Here is a 16541-nt window from a genome sequence, read left to right as displayed (position 1 = left end):
GCTCGGTAGGATCGTCCCGTGTCATCCCAGCAGGAACCCGAGCAGACCGACGTCCAGTCGCTGAGCTACGAAGCGGCCCGCGACGAACTCGTGCGCGTCGTGAGCGAGCTCGAACAGGGCTCCGCGACCCTCGAGCGTTCGCTGGCGCTGTGGGAGCGGGGCGAAGCCCTCGCCGCCCGGTGCGAAGAGTGGCTCGTCGGCGCTCGTGCACGGCTCGACGCGGCCCGTGCCGCCAGCGACGCCCAGGACGGCTCCGGCCGATGACCGACCCCGACGGCCGCCCGATCGTCGCCGAGCTCGGTCGCCCCGAGACGGCAGAGGAGACCTGGGCCCGCAAGGACGCTGCCCGGACCGCCCGCCGGCAGCACCAGACCGCGTTCAACCTGGTCATCGCGCTCATCGCCTCGCTCGGCATCGTGCTGTTCCTGGTGGCGGTCGTCGTCCGTCCGGACACCACGGTCGACCGCACCGTCGAATACCAGCAGATCGCGGCGAAGGCGAACGTCGACGACGTCACCCTGGTGGCGCCGCCGCTGCCGGACGGCTACAGCGCCAACCGCGCGGACTTCGCGAGCAAGACCACCGACGGCGTGGACGTCTGGACCGTCGGTTTCGTGACGCCGGACAAGCAGTACCTCGGCCTGCAGCAGGGCATCGACGCCAACGCCTCGTGGGTGTCGAACCAGCTCGACCAGCGGCCGTCCACCGGTGACCGCACGATCGGTGACACGGAGTGGACCGTCTACGACCGCCGCGCCCAGGGCACCGACGCCGGCAACCACGCGTACTCGCTCGTCTCGACGTTCGGCAAGAACACGATCGTGCTCTCGGGCACCGCCGACGATAAGGCCTTCCGGACCGTCGCGACCGCCGTCTCCCGAGAACTGACCGAGTAGACGACGGGCACCGCCCCGCCAGTCACCACCCCGTCCCACCCGAACCGAGGAGCCCCATGCCCGACCGCGCCGCCTCCACCCCGTCCGACGCCCTGCGCCTGCTCGTCGACGGCAACGCCCGCTTCGCCGCCGACAAGCGCCGGATGGGCCGCGTGGACCCGGATCGCCGCACCGAGCTCGAAGGATCGCAGTCGCCGTTCGCGACCGTCCTCGGCTGCTCGGACTCGCGGGTGCCGTTCGAGCACGTCTTCGACGCCGGCATCGGCGACCTGTTCGCCATCCGCAACGCCGGGCAGATCGTCGACGACGTCGTGCTCGGCTCGATCGAGTTCGCGGTCGTCGCCCTGGGCACACCGCTGGTCGTCGTGCTCCGGCACACCCGGTGCGGTGCCGTCGCGGCAGCCCGCTCCGGTGAGCCCGTCCCCGCCCCGCACCTGCAGGCCCTCGTGGACGCGATCGCCCCGAGTGTCGAGAAGGTCCGGCTCACCGACGCCGAGCTCCCGCAGGAAGCCGTCGGCGCCGCACACCTCGAAGCCACCCTCCGCCAGGTGATCGAGCGCTCCGGCGCGGTCTCCGATGCCGTGGCCGAGGGTAGATTGGCCGTCGTCGGGGCGACCTACGACCTCGCCACCGGGGAAGTCACCATCGACACCGTCGTCGGCCAGGTCTGACCGACCCGACGAAGACCCAGCCAGACAAGACCCAGCCCGACGACGACCGCCCCGGCGACCCCGGGGCGCAGGCACGGGCCGGCGCGACCGCGACCGGCGAGCACCCCAGGAAGGACCACGACGACGTGACCGACACCACCCCGACCGAGTTCCGCATCGAGCACGACACCATGGGCGAGGTACGGGTGCCGAAGTCGGCGCTCTACCGTGCCCAGACCCAGCGCGCCGTCGAGAACTTCCCCATCTCGGGCACCGGGCTCGAGTCGGCGCAGATCGTGGCGCTCGCACGGATCAAGCGGGCGGCGGCCATCGTGAACGGTGAACTCGGCATCGTCGAGCCCGCCGTCGCCGACGCCATCGCCGGTGCGGCCGACCTGATCATCGGCGGCCAGCACCACGACCAGTTCCCGGTCGACGTCTACCAGACGGGCAGCGGCACGTCGTCGAACATGAACATGAACGAGGTGCTCGCGACACTGGCGTCCGACATCGCGGGTTCTGCGGTGCACCCGAACGACCACGTCAACGCCTCGCAGTCGTCGAACGACGTCTTCCCCACCTCCGTGCACGTCGCCGTGACCGAGGCGCTCCTCCGCACCCTCGTGCCCGCTCTCGAGCACCTCGCCGAGTCCCTCGAAGCGAAGGCCACGCTCTGGGCCGACGCCGTGAAGTCCGGCCGGACGCACCTGATGGACGCCACGCCCGTCACCCTCGGGCAGGAGTTCGGCGGCTACGCACGCCAGATCCGCCTCGGCATCGAGCGGGTGCAGGCGACGCTCCCCCGCGTCGCCGAGGTCCCGCTCGGCGGCACCGCGGTCGGCACCGGCATCAACACCCCCAAGGGCTTCCCGCAGCGGGTCATCGCCCAGCTCGCGAGCGACACCGACCTGCCGATCACCGAGGCCATCGACCACTTCGAGGCGCAGGGTGCGCGTGACGCCCTGGTCGAGGCCTCCGGAGCGCTCAAGGTGCTCGCCGTCAGCCTGACGAAGATCAACAACGACCTGCGCTGGATGGGTTCGGGTCCGAACACCGGCCTGGGTGAGCTGCACATCCCCGACCTGCAGCCCGGCTCCTCGATCATGCCCGGCAAGGTGAACCCGGTGATCCCCGAGGCCACCCTGATGGTCGGTGCCCGGGTCATCGGCAACGACGCGACCATCGCCTGGGCCGGGGCTTCGGGTGCGTTCGAGCTCAACGTCGCCATCCCGGTGATGGGCACGGCGCTGCTCGAGTCGATCCGACTGCTGGCGAACAGCTCGCGCGTGCTCGCCGACAAGACCATCGACGGGCTCCAGGCGAACCTCGAGCGCGCCCGAGCCTTCGCGGAGTCCTCGCCGTCGATCGTCACGCCGCTCAACCGGGTCATCGGCTACGAGGCGGCGGCGAAGGTCGCGAAGTACGCCGTCGCCGAGGGCCTCACCGTGCGCGAAGCCGTCGTGGCCCTCGGCCACGTCGAGCGTGGCGAGGTCACCGAGGCGCAGCTCGACGAGGCGCTCGACGTCCTCAGCATGACCCACCCGAAGTAGTGCGACGCTCCTGACGCACCCCAGGACGGACGGGAGGCCCGGTGCCAGCTGGCACCGGGCCTCCCGTCCGTCCGATGGCGGCTCGACCCGCCTCACGCGCTGAGCGACAGGTCACGCGCCCGGAAGCGCGTGACCTGTCGGTCAGCGCGAAACCTCGTCAGTGCCTGCCGCTACACCAGGTCGGGCGAGTCCAGCAGGTCCGTGACCAGGGCGGCGATCGCGGAGCGCTCGGACCGCGTCAGCGTGACGTGTGCGAACAGCGGGTGCCCCTTGAGCCGCTCGATGACCGACGCGATCCCGTCGTGCCGGCCGACCCGCAGGTTGTCGCGCTGCGCGACGTCGTGGGTGAGCACGACCCGCGAGTTCTGGCCGATGCGCGAGAGCATCGTGAGCAGCACGTTCCGTTCGAGCGACTGCGCCTCGTCGACGATCACGAAGGCGTCGTGCAGGGAGCGGCCGCGGATGTGGGTCAGGGGCAGCACCTCGATCAGGCCGCGCTCGATCACCTCGTCGAGGACGTTGTCCGACACCACCGAGCCGAGGGTGTCGTAGACGGCCTGCGCCCACGGGTTCATCTTCTCGCCGGCGTCACCGGGCAGGAAGCCCAGGTCCTGCCCGCCCACGGCGTACAACGGGCGGAACACCATGATCTTCTTGTGCTGCTGCCGTTCGAGCACCGCCTCGAGTCCGGCGCACAGGGCGAGCGCCGACTTGCCGGTGCCGGCGCTGCCGCCGAGCGAGACGATGCCGATCTCGGAATCGAGCAGGGCGTCGATGGCGAGCCGCTGCTCGGCCGAGCGTCCGCGGAGTCCGAAGACCTCGCGGTCGCCGCGCACCAGGGCGACGGCTCCGGCGACGTGCACGCGGCCGAGGGCCGATCCGCGCTCGGAGTGGATGACGACCCCGGTGTTCACCGGGACGCCGTCGAGCTTCGCGGAGCGGATCTCCTCTTTCTCGTACAGGTCGGACATCTGCTCGCCGGAGACCTGCAGGTCGGCGATGCCGGTGTAGCCCGAGTCGACCGCGAGCTCGGCGCGGTACTCCTCTGCCGCCATGCCGATCGACGACGCCTTGACCCGGAGCGGCAGGTCCTTCGACACGACGACGACGTCGAGCCCGTCGTTCTTCAGGTTCGACGCGACGGCGAGGATGCGGGAGTCGTTGTCGCCGAGCTGCAGGCCCGACGGCAGGACGGACTGGTTGGAGTGGTTCAGTTCGACGCGGAACGAGCCGCCGTCGCCGATCGCGATCGGGAAGTCGAGCCGCTCGTGCTCGATGCGCAGTTCGTCGAGCAGCCGGAGGGCCTGCCGGGCGAAGTACCCGATCTCCGGGTCGTTGCGCTTCGACTCGAGTTCGCTGACGACCACCACGGGCAGGACCACGGCGTGCTCGGCGAAGCGGAACAAGGCCCGCGGATCGCTGAGGAGCACCGATGTGTCGAGCACGTACGTGCGCTGGGCGACCGATGTGGACGAGTCCGCGGTGTGCTGCTGCTGTGCTCCGCGAGAGACGTTCTGAGAGGTCACGACCACTCCATCCCCGGGCCGCGACGGGCCCGGTCCTGTCCTCGAACGCGGCCACGGAGCGGGTCCCGAAGCACCGACTGTGGCCGCTTCGATCGGGCGCGGTGCCCGATGGGGACAACGTACGTCCGGCCCCCGACACGCTGACAGCGACACGCGGTTTCCGGAGTTACGGTCGCGTGAACAACGCGAGCGTGGCTCGCGCCGCTCGCGTGCTGCCAACTGGAGGCCCGTGGCAGCCTGGCACCGCGCCTCCAGGCCGTCCGTTGGTCGCGACTCGTCGCGCGGGTGGCCCCGGCTGGTCACGAACCGTCGGCTGCGACGACTCCGGCCGACAGATGGTGACCACTCGGCGGACCTGAGCGGGGTGTCGTGACCGCTCGCGTGCTGCGGACCGGAGGCCCGTGGCGGCCTGCCACCGCGCCTCCAGGCCGTCCGTCGGTCGCGACTCGTCGCGCGGGTGGCCCCGACTGGTCACGAACCGTCGGCTGCGACGACTCCGGCCGACAGGTGGTGACCACTCGGCGGACGTGAGCGGGGCGTCGTGACCGCTCGCCGGCTGCCAACCGGAGGCTCGTGGCGGCCTGGCACCGCGCCTCCAGGCCGTCCGTGGGTCGCGACTCGTCGCGCGGGTGGCCCCGACTGGTCACGAACCGTCGACTGCGGCCCCTCCGGCCGACAGATGGTGACCACTCGGCGGACGTGAGCGGGGCGTCGTGACCGCTCGCCGGCTCCGGACTGGAGGCCCGTGGCGGCCTGGCGCCGCGCCTCCAGGCCGTCGGGCGGGCAGCGCCGGCTGGTCACGAACCGTCGGCTGCGACGACTCCGGCCGACAGATGGTGACCACTCGGCGGACGTGAGCGGGGTGTCGTGACCGCTCGCGGACTGCGGAACGGCCCCGGAACGGCTCCGGAACGGCTCCGGACGGCGGACAGCAGGCACGCCGCTGCTACTGCATGGTGGCGTACGAGACGCAGGCGTCGCGGAACATGTCCAGGGTCTCGTCGGTGGTCGACGGGAACACGGACACTCGCGCGACCCCGAGCCGCGTGGTCGCGGTGACGCCGTGGTTGTGCATCGCGGCGGACAGGGCCGTCACGCGACCCTGCATCGGCCGGAGCACCACGATGCCGGCGCGCTCGGCAGGGTCGCGGCTGGACTCGACCTCGAGCCCGAACTCGTCGGCGATGGCGAACACGCGCTCGACGCGGTCGGTGATCCGCTCCTGCACGGCGGCGACGCCGACCGCGGTGAGGCGCTCGAGCGACACCGCGAGCCGGGCCTGCGCGACCGGGTCGATGCGGGACATCTGGAAGCCGGCCGCCCCCGGACGCACCGCCGGGACCTCGGTGGGCCAGCCGGACGTGCCGTGCGGGCCGGACAGTGCCGGACGGATCCGGTTCAGGGCACGGTCGCTGAACGCCACGAACCCGGTGCCCCACCCGGCGTGCAACCACTTCTGTCCGCCGGTGGCGACGACGTCGGCGACCTCGTACGGGGCGTCGACCACGCCGAAGCCCTGGATCGCGTCGACGATGAGCAGGCGGTCGCCGATGACCTCGCGGATGGCGGCGAGGTCGGTCAGGTAGCCGGTGCGCCAGTCGACCAGGGACACCGCGACGGCGGTCACCTCGTCGGTCAGGCGCTCACGGATCAGCTCGGGTGTCACCCAGCCGGCACCCGACTCGATGACGACGGGCTGTACCCGTCCACCGGTGGCCGAGGCGGCGCTGGCCAGTGCGAGCGGCAGCGAGGGGTACTCGTCGGCGGACACGAGCACGCCGCCGGTCAGGCCGAAGGCGGTGTGCAGCAGGCCCGGGGTCGTCGCGGCCTGCGAGACGACCTGGTCCTCGCGGCGGCCGACCAGGCGGGCGGCGACGGTGCGGACGCGGGCGTCCTGCTCGTCGAGGGTCTCCATGGCGCCGAAGCGCATGTGTGCCTGGATGGTGCCGAGCACACGCTGCTCCTCGAGCACGGCGGTCTGCACGGGGCCGAACGCAGCGTGGTCGAGGTAACCGGGGTCTTCGGAGAAGCCGGCGGCGTACTCGTCGATGTTCACAGGTGGTGCACCTTTCACAGGGTTGAACCCTGAGAGCCTACTGGGACGCGGCTCCGCCGACGAACCCGGTGCGGGAGGTGGCTGCTCAGCCGCCGAAGCGACGCGACCGGAGCCCGAAGTCGCGGACCGCCCGGAGGAAGTCGACCTCGCGCAGGTCCGGGTAGAACGCCTCGACGAAGTAGAACTCGCTGTGCGCGCTCTGCCACAGCATGAAGTCCGACAGCCGCTGCTCGCCCGAGGTCCGGATCACCAGGTCGGGGTCGGGCTGACCCTGCGTGTACAGGTGGTCGCCGATGAGCTCCGGCGTCAGCACCTCGGCCAGGGTGTCGATGGTGCCGCCACCCGCACCGTGCGCCTGCACGATGCTGCGCATGGCGTCCGCGATCTCACGACGGCCGCCGTAGCCGACGGCCAGGTTGACGTGCAGCCCGGTGCGGCCGGCGGTGCGCTGCTCGGCCTGTTCGAGCGCGGTCACCAGGTTCTCCGGCAGGCCCTCGTTCGACCCGACGTGCTGCACGCGCCAGTCTCGGTTGTCGGCCAGGACCCCGGCGAGGTCGGCGATGATCCCCACGAGTTCCTCGAGCTCCTCGCCGCCGCGACCCGTCAGGTTGTCGGCCGACAGCAGGTACAGCGTCACGACCTCGATGCCGAGGTCGTCACACCACGTCAGGAACTCCGGGATCTTCGCGGCGCCGGCGCGGTGGCCGTGTGCGGCGGACTCGAGCCCGAGCTGCTTCGCCCAGCGGCGGTTGCCGTCCACGATCATGGCGACGTGCTTCGGCTTCGCTGCCCCCTCGAGCTGGCGGCGGATCCGGCGTTGGTAGGCGCGGTAGAGGATCCCTCGCCCTGTCCATCCCGCCGTCCCGGTCACGCACCGAGCGTAGTGCACCACCGGCACACGCTCCCTGAGGCACCCGCTCTGCGGACACGTGGCTGTCGTTCGGGGTCAGGCCCTATGGTCGGGACCATGCAGGACGAGCACGAGACCGGAACACTCCCCCACGTCCCGTTCACGGAAGAGGCGTCGGCGACCGCCACCACGACCGCTGCCGAACCCCGTCCGGCGTGGCGCGGCTGGATCCACCTCGGTGCGTTCCCGTTCGCGATCGCGATGGGGATCGTCCTGATCACCCTCGCCGACAGCACCGCAGCGAAGGTCGGCAGCGCGGTGTTCATGGCGACGTCGCTCGCGATGTTCGGTGTCTCCGCGACCTACCACCGGTTCCCGTGGGGGCCGAAGGTGAAGGCCGTGCTGAAGCGCATCGACCACACCAACATCCTGCTGCTCATCGCCGGCACCTACACGCCCGTCGCGATCTGCGCCCTGCCGCACACGCTCATGGTCGTCGTGCTCTGGGTGATGTGGTCGGGCGCAGCGCTCGGCATCGCGTTCCGGGTGCTCTGGATCAACGCGCCCCGGTGGCTGTACGTCCCGATCTACCTGGTGCTCGGGTGCGCTGCCCTCGGGCTGCTGCCGCAGTTCTTCGCGGCGAGCGTGCCGATGACCGTGCTCATCCTGTCCGGCGGCGTCGCGTACATCATCGGCGCGCTGGTCTACGGCTTCAAGCGGCCGAACCCGGTGCCGACGCAGTTCGGGTTCCACGAGGTGTTCCACGCCCTGACCGTGGTGGCCTTCGGTGCGCAGTGGGTCGGCGTGCTCATCGTCGCGCTGGACCCGGTGCGCTGACCGTCGCACGTTCCTTCCCAGAACGGGTGCGATGCCTGGTGGTTCCGGGCGTACTCACCCGGAACTTCTGACCAGGTACGCCCGATTCGACCAGGTACGCCCGGTTCCGGTAGGTGCGCACGAGGCGGACTGGAGGCCCGTGGCGGGATCGCCACGGGCCTCCAGTCCGTACCCGGTCGCGTCAGCCGCGCTCGGTGTCGTCGCCGACGTCGGCCCGGCCGTCCTCGGCCGCCCGCCGCTCCGGCTCGTCCGTCGCGGTGCCGTCGCCCGCGGTGCCGTTCGCCTCGGCCTCGAGCCGCTCGCGCACCTCGGCGCGGTAGCGGGTCCGGCGGATGCGTCGGGTCATGTCCACCACGAGCAGGATCGTCACGATCGCGACGAGTGCGATCGCGATGAACCCGACGACACCCGGGGTGACGTCGACGTCGGGGACGACCGAGGGGCTGGGACTGGGGGTGGCGGCGAGTGCCGCCGCGATGGTGCTCACGAGGTCGGTTCCTTGTCGGCTGGGATCCCGGCGAACAGGTCGGTCTCCGGGAGCTCGGTCGGCACGCGTGCCTCCACGAGCTGGTAGTCCTCGGTCGGCCACACCGTCGCGAGGAGGTCGTTCGGCCAGTAGAAGAAGGCGCTGTCCGGTGCGACCTGGCTGGCGTGCGCGCGGAGTGCGGCGTCACGCTGGTCGAAGTACTCGTGCACGTCGACGTGGGTGGTGGCGAGGTCGGGGCGGTCGGCAAACCGCTCGACCCACTCGCGCAGCTGCTCGATCGCGGGGCTGTCCGGGTCGCGCTCCTGCAGGGCTTCGAAGATCGTGCTGAAGCGGCGCGGGTTCATCGTGCGCTCGTAGTAGAGCTTCGCGATCGACCACGGGGCACCGGCGGACGGGTACGCCGACGGATCGGCGGCGGCGGACCACGCGGCCATCGACACCTCGTGCGTGCGGATGTGGTCGGGGTGCGGGTAGCCGCCGTTCTCGTCGTAGGTGACGAGCACGTGCGGGCGGAACCGGCGGATCACGCGGACGAGGGCCTCGGTGCTGTACTCGAGCGGCACCGTGGAGAACGTGCCCGGCCGGACCGTCTCGCCCTTCTCGGCGTCGGGCAGCCCCGAGTCGTGGTACCCGAGCCACACGTGGTCGATGCCGAGCGCCTGCTGCGCCGCGGCCATCTCGGTGCGGCGGTACCCGGCCATGTCACGGTGGGCACGGCTCGTCGCCGGCTCGCCGAGCTGGTCGTTCAGGATGTCGCCGGCCTCGCCGCCGGTGCAGGACACGACGAGCACCTGGTGCCCGTCGGCCACGTACTTCGCGGCGGTCGCGGCACCCTTGCTCGACTCGTCGTCGGGGTGGGCGTGGACGGCCAGCAGACGGTAGGGCACGTGGGGTTCCTCACTGCGGGTGAGCGGCGTCGGACGCGGGCAGCGCACAGCATCGCGTGAACTACCCTGGGATCAGGATATCCACCCCGGGAGCCCCGAACTGTCCGAACAGACCCAGACCGCCACCCTCGACGAGCGCTACGGCCGCACCCCGGCCCGCAAGCGCCGCAGCCGCCTCTTCGCGATCGTCGCGGCCATCGCGGTCGTCGTGGTCTTCGGTGCGTGGGTGATCTGGGCCGGGCTCGACCAGTCCGACCGCGGCCTCGACCAGGACGTCATCGGGTACGAGGTGCTGTCCGAGCACAGCACCGTCGTCCACTCGCAGGTGTCGGTCGACCCGGGCGTCGAGGCGAAGTGCGCCGTGCAGGTCCTCGACAAGAGCTACTCGATCGTGGGCTGGAAGGAGATCACCGTCCCGGCGTCCGAACAGCGCAGCCGGAGCATCTCCACGCAGGTCACCACGACGACGCGGGGCGTGACCGGCTTGATCCACGACTGCTGGATTCCCTAGACTGTCCTGATTCGCCTCTCGAGACCGACCACTCGGCCGGTCTCGTTTTTTCATGGTCGAAGGGACAGAACATGAGCAACGACACGCAGGTCACCTGGCTGACCCAGGAGGCGCACGACCGTCTCAAGGCGGAGCTCGACGAGCTGAGCGGCGAGGGCCGTGCCGAGATCGCGCGCCGCATCGAGGCCGCTCGCGAAGAGGGCGACCTCAAGGAGAACGGCGGCTACCACGCCGCGAAGGACGAGCAGGGCAAGATCGAGGCCCGCATCCGCGTCCTCACCGAGCTCCTCAAGCACGCCACCGTCAGCGAAGCGGAGTTCGACGGGACGGTCGAGCCGGGCACCGTCGTCACGGCGGTCATCGCCGGCGACGAGTCCACCTTCCTGGTCGGCAGCCGCGAGATCGTCGCCGAGGGCTCGGACCTGACGGTCTACAGCCCCGTCAGCCCCGTCGGCGCGGCCATCGTCGGCCTCAAGGCCGGCGACAAGGCCACGTACACGGCACCGAACGGCAAGGAGATCGCCGTCGAGGTCGTCAAGATCGAGCGTTACGAGCCGTAGACCCGGCCCACTGCAGACAGGAGGCCCGTGGCGTCACCGCCACGGGCCTCCTGTCTGTCCGCTGGTCGCGCCCAGAGCGCGCACCGCCTTTCGGACAGTCCACGCGTCGAACGACTCGTGGATCGTCGCGGACTAGTGCTCGAGGAGCTCCGGGCGGAAGCCGACCTCGTGCAGGCGCTGGATGACCTCCTGCGCGTGCTCCGGGCCGCGCGCCTCGATCGACAGGTCCAGCGCGACCTCGTTGATGACCAGGCCCTGGCCGTGGCGGGTGTGCAGCACCTCGACCACGTTCGCGCCGGCGTCCGAGATGACCTGCGCGACGCGGGCGAGCTGACCCGGGCGGTCCGGCAGCATGATGCGGATCCCGATGTAGCGCGAGGCCGCCACGAGCCCGCGGGTGATCACGCGTTCCATCATGAGCGGGTCGATGTTGCCGCCGCTCAGCAGCACCACGGTGCGGCCGGTGTCGCGGACGGCACCGGACATGATCGCGGCGACGCCGACGGCCCCCGCTGCCTCGACCACGAGCTTGGCGCGCTCGAGCAGGACGAGCAGTGCGCGGGCGGTGTCGTCGTCCGAGACGGTGACGATGTCGTCCACCAGGTCGCGGATGATCGGGAAGTTCAGGTCGCCGGGGCGCGCCACCGCGATGCCGTCGGAGATGGTCGGCTTCGTGGTGATGGTGACGGGCTCGCCGGCGGTGATCGACGACGGGTAGGCCGCAGCGTTCTCCGCCTGCACACCGATGACCCGGATCTGCCGTCCGAGCCGCTCGGCCATGCCCTTCACGGCGAGCGCGATGCCGGAGATGACGCCGCCGCCACCGATCGGCACGACGACGGTGTCGACGTCCGGCACCTGGTCGATGATCTCGAGGCCGAGCGTGCCCTGCCCGGCGATCACGGCCGGGTGGTCGAACGGCGGGATGAACACGGCGCCGGTGTGGGCGGCGAAGTCCTTCGCGGCGCTCAGCGCCTCTTCCACGGAGTGGCCCCGCAGCACGACGTCGGCCCCGTAGTGGCGGGTGGCCTGCAGCTTGGGCAGGGCGACGCCGACCGGCGTGAAGATCGTCGCGGGGATGCCGAGCTCGCGGGCGGCGAGGGCGACACCCTGCGCGTGGTTGCCGGCGCTCGCGGCGACGACGCCCTTGGCGCGCTGCTCGGCGGACAGGGTCGACAGGCGGTTGTAGGCACCGCGCACCTTGTAGGCACCCGTGCGCTGCAGGTTCTCGCACTTCAGGTGCACCGGGGACCCGAGCAGCTCGGCGAGGAACTGCGACGTCTCCATCGGGGTGACGCGTGCGACGCCCTTGATGGTCTCGCGCGCCGCCTCGATGTCCGCGAGGGTCGGGATCGCGGTGAGCGTGTGCGGGGAGGCGCTGGTGTCGGTCACTCCCCCATCATCGTCGCTCACGGCCCCCGCGGCGAACTCGTGTGACGCTCAGTTGGTGCTGGCGGTGTCTTCTTCGGCCGAGGGACCCGAGTCGACGCCCGGTGCCGGCACGTCGTCGCCGACCTTGTGCCGACGGCGTCGGAGCAACTGGATCTGCCCGTGCTGCCCGCGCTTCGGCGTCGCTTCGAGGACGTGGTCGGAGTCGAGTCGCCGCCAGCGTCCGCTCGCGATGGTGGTGACCATGGCGTTCAGCGTCGCGATCAGCGGGACGGCGAAGAACGCTCCGGCGATGCCGGCGAGACCGGAGGCCGCGGTGACGCCGAGGACGACCGCCAGCGGGTGGACCTTGACCGCGTTGCCCATGACGAGCGGCTGCAGGATGTGGCCCTCGATCTGCTGGACCAGCAGCACGACCCCGAGCACCAGGACAGCCGCGAGGGGACCGTTGAAGATCAGCGCGACGAACACCGCCAGGAAGCCGGTGACGATGGCACCGACGACCGGGATGAACGCACCGAGGAACACGAAGGCTGCGATCGGGATGACCAGCGGCATGCCGCCGAAGAAGAGCCCGACGATGAAGGACCCCAGACCGATGCCGACCGCGTCGACGAACGCGACGAAGATCTGGACCCGGATGAAGCTCGTCAGGGTGATCCAGCCGGCGACACCGGCGCCGTCGACCGCAGCGCGCGCCTTCTTCGGGAACAGCCGGACGGACCAGCGCCAGACGTTCTTGCCGTCGATCAGCAGGAAGATCGTGGTGAACAGGATGATGAAGAGCGCCTCGAAGGCGTGCGTGGCACCCGAACCCGCGCTGGCGACCCCGGACAGGATCGACGCGGAGTTGTCCTGCAGCCACTTCGTGCCGTCGTCGAGCCAGCCGTTGACGTCGGACTGGCTGATGCCGAACCCGGAGCTCAGGACGAAGTCCTTGATGTTCGCGTACTGGTCGACCGTCCGGTCACGCAGGGAGGGGTAGGACGCGATGATCTGGTCGACGACGAGCCAGATCAGGCCACCGAGCGCCGCGATGCCGCCGAGCAGGCTCATCACGACGGCGAGCCACTTGGGCACGTGGTGCCGCTGCAGCCAGTTCGAGATGGGGACGAGGAGCGCCGAGACCACGATGCCGACCAGGAACGGGATGAGGATCTCGCTGAAGACCGTGACGAGCCAGATGAAGACGGCGATCACGCCCACGACGACGAGCGCCCGCCACGACCACGCACCGGCGATGCGCACGCCGACCGGGACGGATTCCTCGACCACGGGGTCGGGATGTGTCTGCTTGCTTCCCCATGCCATGCGCCCGAGTGTAGCGATGTGCTTCCCGTCAGGTGCCAGATACGGCATACGTTCGTGGACCCTCATGTCGGCGGGGTTCGGTAGCGTCGCGGCATGCCCAGGTCGACGCTCTCCGCCGCCGAGGCCCGCCGGGTCGCACTCGCCGCGCAGGGGTTCGGACGACCACCCGCCGAACTCGTCTCGACGCGTGCGCTGAACGCAGCCTTCGGCCGGCTCGGGCTCCTGCAGATCGACTCCGTCAACGTGTTCGAACGCAGCCACTACCTGCCGCTCTTCGCCCGGCTCGGGGCCTACGACCGGTCGACGCTCGACCGGCTGACGCTCGGACGTTCGGGTCCGTACACCGAGTACTGGGCGCACGAGGCGGCGTTCATCCCCCGCGATGACCTGCGGCTGTTCCGGTGGCGGATGGACGCCCTGCGGGAGCGTGACGCCGGCCCGACCAGGGTCGACGGCGTCACCCGGACTGCTGCCGTCCGGCGCGAACTGCACGCGCTGCTCCGAGCCGAGGGGCCGATGCGGGCGAGCGCGGTGGAGCACGAGTCGAACGTTCGGCGCGGCCCCTGGTGGGGGTGGAGCGACGTGAAGCTCGGGCTCGAGCAGATGTTCCGCTGGGGCGAGGCCGTGAGCGCCGGACGAGTCGGCTTCGAGCGGGTGTACGCCCTGCCGGAGCAGGTGCTGCCCGCAGGCTTCCTCGAGACCGCCCCGCCGCGTGCCGACGCCGTGCTCGAACTCGTGCGCCAGGCCACACGCGCGCTCGGCATCGGCACCCGAGCGGACATCGCGGACTACTACCGGCTGCGCTCCGACGACACGGCCACCGCGATCGCCGAGCTCACCGACGCCGGCGAGCTCCTGCCGGTGCGGGTCGAGGGCTGGGGTGAGCGGGCGTGGCTGCACGTGGGCGCTCGGGTCCCCCGGCAGATGCCCACGGACGCGGTGCTGAGCCCCTTCGACCCGGTCGTCTGGTTCCGGCGGCGGGCCGAGCGGATGTACGGCTTCCACTACCGGATCGAGATCTACACGCCCGCCCCGAAGCGGGTATTCGGCTACTACGTGCTGCCGGTGCTGCAGGACGACCGGCTCGTCGGCCGCATCGACCTGAAGAGCGACCGGCAGCGCGGCGTGCTCCGCGTCCGGACCGCGTGGCAGGAGCCGGGCGAGCACCTGGACCCCGAGCGTCTCGCCGACACACTGCGACGGACCGCGAGCTGGCAGGGTCTCGGCGCGATCGAGGTGACCGACCGCGGCACCGCGGCTGCGGCCGTCGCCGGAGCCCTCGGAGTACCCCTGGTGCCGCACGAGTCCGCTGACGACGCGGACGCCCCCGAACCGGTCGAGACGGCCGACGACTCGGCCGCCGACGGCGTCGGCTGACCCCTCAGAACCGGTCGGCGTTCGCCCGCAACCGCGCGATGCGGTCGGGCAGCGGCGGGTGTGTGGAGAACAGCCGGTCCATCACGCCGGGGCGCATCGGGTCGGCGATCCACAGGTGTGCCATCGAGGAGTTCTGCGTCTGCATCGGCCGACCGTACGCACCGAGCTTCTCGAGGGCCCGCGCCAGGCCCTCCGGATGACGGGTCGTCATCGCGCCCGTCGCGTCGGCCAGGTACTCGCGCTGCCGGGACACCGCTGCCTGGACGCCGGCCGCCGCGATCGGGGCCACGATGACGGCGACGATCCCGGCGATGAGCAGCACCGGGTTGGCGCTGCCGCCGTTGTCCGAGTTGCGGTTCCGCCCGCCGGACAGACCGCTGAAGATCGAGATGCGGAGCAGGACGTCGGCGATGAGCCCGACGGCCACGACGAGACCGAAGACCATCGTCGACACCCGGATGTCGTAGTTCCGGACGTGTCCGAGCTCGTGCGCCATCACGCCCTGCAGCTCCTGGTCGTCCATGAGCTCGAGCAGCCCCGTCGTCGCCGCCACCACCGCATGCTCGGGGTCACGCCCGGTGGCGAAGGCGTTCGGCGCGGGGTCGGGGATGACGAACACCCGGGGCATCGGCATGCCGGTCGCGATGGCGAGGTTCTCGACGGTCCGCCACAGCCGTGGTTCGGAGACGCGGTCGATCTCGACCCCACCGGCGATCGCGGTGGCCTGCCGTGCCGCCAGGAAGTACTGCAGCACCGCGTACCCGAGGGCGACCACGAGGACGATGAAGCCGATCGAGACGTTGCCGGCGAGGTACCCGCCGAGGAACCCGAGCGCGCCGATGATCAGCAGGAACACCAGGACGATGACCACGGTGTTGCGCTTGTTCCGCGCGATGGCGCTGTACACGTCGGATCCGACGCTGTGGTCAGAACTGGACGCGCGGCGGCTCGGCGATGGCCGCCGGCTCGTTCGTCTCGAAGAACGGTGCCTCGGAGAAGCCGCGGTTCTTCGCGAACGTGGAGTTCGGGAACACCCGGATCTTCGTGTTCAGCTCACGCACTCCGCCGTTGTAGAACCGGCGGGCGGCCTGGATCTTGTCCTCGGTGTCGACGAGCTCGGACTGCAGCTGCAGGAAGTTCTGGCTCGACTGCAGCTGCGGGTACCCCTCGGCCACCGCGAACACGCTCTTCAGCGCCTTCTGCATGTGCCCCTCGGCGGTGGAGGCCGTGTCGGCGTCACCGGCGGACAGGGTCTCGGCGCGGGCCTTCGTCACGTCGTCGAAGACCGCCTTCTCGTGCGTGGCGTACCCCTTGACCGTGTCCACGATGGTGGGGATGAGGTCGGCGCGGCGCTTCAGCTGCACCGAGATGTCGCTCCAGGCCTCGTCGACCCGGACCTTGAGCGTGACGAGGGAGTTGTACGTCACCCAGAGGTAGATCCCGATGATCACCAGGACGACCACCACCACTCCGACGACGATGAGCGTCGTGACGAGTCCGGTGTCCATGCGGGCGTACTCCTTTGCGCGTCGGGATCCGCGGTGCTGCGTTGACCTGAACGGCCATCGTGAAGTCTATCGACGCGCTGAGCATGCTCTGTTCCTCGAGCAGTGTTCACGGCCGATTCCCGAGTCACGCACACCGGGCTCCCGGA

17 protein-coding genes are annotated in these 16541 nt (G+C 70.7%); 8 read left to right on the top strand and 9 right to left on the bottom strand.

The features are described from left to right. Positions 1-18: 18 nt before the first annotated feature. From BR70_RS0100735 to BR70_RS0100720, 4 genes are all read left to right on the top strand, one after another. Positions 19-264 carry an exodeoxyribonuclease VII small subunit gene (locus tag BR70_RS0100735; RefSeq protein ID WP_027464512.1) on the top strand — a complete coding sequence of 82 codons (246 nt, stop codon included), beginning with the start codon at positions 19-21 and terminating at the stop codon, positions 262-264. Next, positions 261-896 (top strand): DUF4245 domain-containing protein, encoded by a 636-nt coding sequence (locus BR70_RS0100730; protein WP_027464511.1) that lies wholly within the window; start codon positions 261-263, stop codon positions 894-896. The genes BR70_RS0100735 and BR70_RS0100730 overlap by 4 nt, the downstream gene beginning before the upstream one ends. Positions 897-952: 56 nt before the next feature. Continuing rightward, a complete protein-coding gene (locus tag BR70_RS0100725) occupies positions 953-1567 on the top strand; it encodes a carbonic anhydrase (protein ID WP_027464510.1) in 615 nt (204 codons plus the stop codon). Between the two features lie 125 nt (positions 1568-1692). After that, on the top strand, positions 1693-3096 hold the full coding sequence (locus tag BR70_RS0100720; protein WP_027464509.1) for a class II fumarate hydratase: 1404 nt from the start codon (positions 1693-1695) through the stop codon (positions 3094-3096). Between the two features lie 170 nt (positions 3097-3266). Here the strand turns inward: BR70_RS0100720 and BR70_RS0100715 are convergent, their stop codons facing one another. The 3 genes from BR70_RS0100715 to BR70_RS0100705 form a co-directional block, all read right to left on the bottom strand. After that, complete coding sequence (locus BR70_RS0100715) at positions 3267-4628, bottom strand: RNA 5'-3' helicase PhoH2 (protein WP_173035851.1); 1362 nt, start codon at positions 4626-4628, stop codon at positions 3267-3269. A 940-nt stretch (positions 4629-5568) separates the two neighbouring features. After that, a complete protein-coding gene (locus BR70_RS0100710) occupies positions 5569-6678 on the bottom strand; it encodes an aminotransferase class V-fold PLP-dependent enzyme (RefSeq protein WP_035807560.1) in 1110 nt (369 codons plus the stop codon). A gap of 85 nt (positions 6679-6763) precedes the next feature. Beyond that, the gene (locus BR70_RS0100705) at positions 6764-7549 is read right to left on the bottom strand and encodes an isoprenyl transferase (protein WP_027464506.1); all 786 of its coding nucleotides are present in this window, start codon (positions 7547-7549) and stop codon (positions 6764-6766) included. Positions 7550-7645: 96 nt separating this feature from the next. Between BR70_RS0100705 and trhA the strand changes: the two genes are divergently transcribed. Then, complete coding sequence (gene trhA, locus BR70_RS0100700; protein WP_051596553.1) at positions 7646-8365, top strand: PAQR family membrane homeostasis protein TrhA; 720 nt, start codon at positions 7646-7648, stop codon at positions 8363-8365. A 181-nt stretch (positions 8366-8546) separates the two neighbouring features. Here the strand turns inward: trhA and BR70_RS18840 are convergent, their stop codons facing one another. Both BR70_RS18840 and mca read right to left on the bottom strand, forming a co-directional pair. Beyond that, positions 8547-8852 (bottom strand): hypothetical protein, encoded by a 306-nt coding sequence (locus BR70_RS18840; protein ID WP_017886736.1) that lies wholly within the window; start codon positions 8850-8852, stop codon positions 8547-8549. Beyond that, positions 8849-9739: a mycothiol conjugate amidase Mca gene (gene mca / locus BR70_RS0100690; protein ID WP_027464504.1), complete on the bottom strand. Its 891-nt coding sequence runs from the start codon at positions 9737-9739 to the stop codon at positions 8849-8851. The genes BR70_RS18840 and mca overlap by 4 nt, the downstream gene beginning before the upstream one ends. Positions 9740-9758: 19 nt before the next feature. Between mca and BR70_RS0100685 the strand changes: the two genes are divergently transcribed. Together BR70_RS0100685 and greA are read left to right on the top strand one after the other, a co-directional pair. After that, the gene (locus tag BR70_RS0100685) at positions 9759-10250 is read left to right on the top strand and encodes a DUF4307 domain-containing protein (RefSeq protein WP_051596498.1); all 492 of its coding nucleotides are present in this window, start codon (positions 9759-9761) and stop codon (positions 10248-10250) included. A 71-nt stretch (positions 10251-10321) separates the two neighbouring features. Then, positions 10322-10810 carry a transcription elongation factor GreA gene (gene greA, locus BR70_RS0100680; RefSeq protein ID WP_017886739.1) on the top strand — a complete coding sequence of 163 codons (489 nt, stop codon included), beginning with the start codon at positions 10322-10324 and terminating at the stop codon, positions 10808-10810. 132 nt (positions 10811-10942) lie between these two features. On the opposite strand, the gene ilvA is transcribed toward greA, so the two are convergent. Both ilvA and BR70_RS18835 read right to left on the bottom strand, forming a co-directional pair. Continuing rightward, positions 10943-12202 (bottom strand): threonine ammonia-lyase, encoded by a 1260-nt coding sequence (ilvA, locus tag BR70_RS0100675; protein ID WP_027464502.1) that lies wholly within the window; start codon positions 12200-12202, stop codon positions 10943-10945. Between the two features lie 48 nt (positions 12203-12250). Then, positions 12251-13510 (bottom strand): AI-2E family transporter, encoded by a 1260-nt coding sequence (locus BR70_RS18835; protein WP_051596497.1) that lies wholly within the window; start codon positions 13508-13510, stop codon positions 12251-12253. Positions 13511-13603: 93 nt separating this feature from the next. On the opposite strand from BR70_RS18835, the gene BR70_RS0100665 reads away from it, so the two are divergent. Next, on the top strand, positions 13604-14887 hold the full coding sequence (locus BR70_RS0100665) for a winged helix-turn-helix domain-containing protein (protein WP_027464501.1): 1284 nt from the start codon (positions 13604-13606) through the stop codon (positions 14885-14887). A 4-nt stretch (positions 14888-14891) separates the two neighbouring features. Here the strand turns inward: BR70_RS0100665 and BR70_RS0100660 are convergent, their stop codons facing one another. Both BR70_RS0100660 and BR70_RS0100655 read right to left on the bottom strand, forming a co-directional pair. Continuing rightward, positions 14892-15794: a M48 family metalloprotease gene (locus tag BR70_RS0100660; protein ID WP_027464500.1), complete on the bottom strand. Its 903-nt coding sequence runs from the start codon at positions 15792-15794 to the stop codon at positions 14892-14894. A gap of 19 nt (positions 15795-15813) precedes the next feature. Further along, positions 15814-16395, bottom strand: coding sequence for a LemA family protein (locus BR70_RS0100655; protein WP_027464499.1), 582 nt, complete (start codon positions 16393-16395; stop codon positions 15814-15816). Positions 16396-16541 lie beyond the last annotated feature (146 nt).

The sequence above is a fragment of the Curtobacterium sp. UNCCL17 genome, from assembly GCF_000686685.1.
In the GTDB taxonomy this organism is placed as follows: Bacteria; Actinomycetota; Actinomycetes; order Actinomycetales; family Microbacteriaceae; genus Curtobacterium; species Curtobacterium flaccumfaciens.
The sequence above is the reverse complement of the archived record's forward strand: the minus strand, read 5'-3'. Positions and strand labels throughout refer to the sequence as shown.

Coding starts and splice junctions, on each gene's coding strand:
- BR70_RS0100730 (WP_027464511.1), top strand. CDS start 261: ATGACCGACCCCGACGGCCGCCCGATCGTCGCCGAGCTCGGTCGCCCC.
- BR70_RS0100725 (WP_027464510.1), top strand. CDS start 953: ATGCCCGACCGCGCCGCCTCCACCCCGTCCGACGCCCTGCGCCTGCTC.
- trhA (WP_051596553.1), top strand. CDS start 7,646: ATGCAGGACGAGCACGAGACCGGAACACTCCCCCACGTCCCGTTCACG.
- greA (WP_017886739.1), top strand. CDS start 10,322: ATGAGCAACGACACGCAGGTCACCTGGCTGACCCAGGAGGCGCACGAC.
- BR70_RS18835 (WP_051596497.1), bottom strand. CDS start 13,510: ATGGCATGGGGAAGCAAGCAGACACATCCCGACCCCGTGGTCGAGGAA.
- BR70_RS0100665 (WP_027464501.1), top strand. CDS start 13,604: ATGCCCAGGTCGACGCTCTCCGCCGCCGAGGCCCGCCGGGTCGCACTC.
- BR70_RS0100655 (WP_027464499.1), bottom strand. CDS start 16,395: ATGGACACCGGACTCGTCACGACGCTCATCGTCGTCGGAGTGGTGGTG.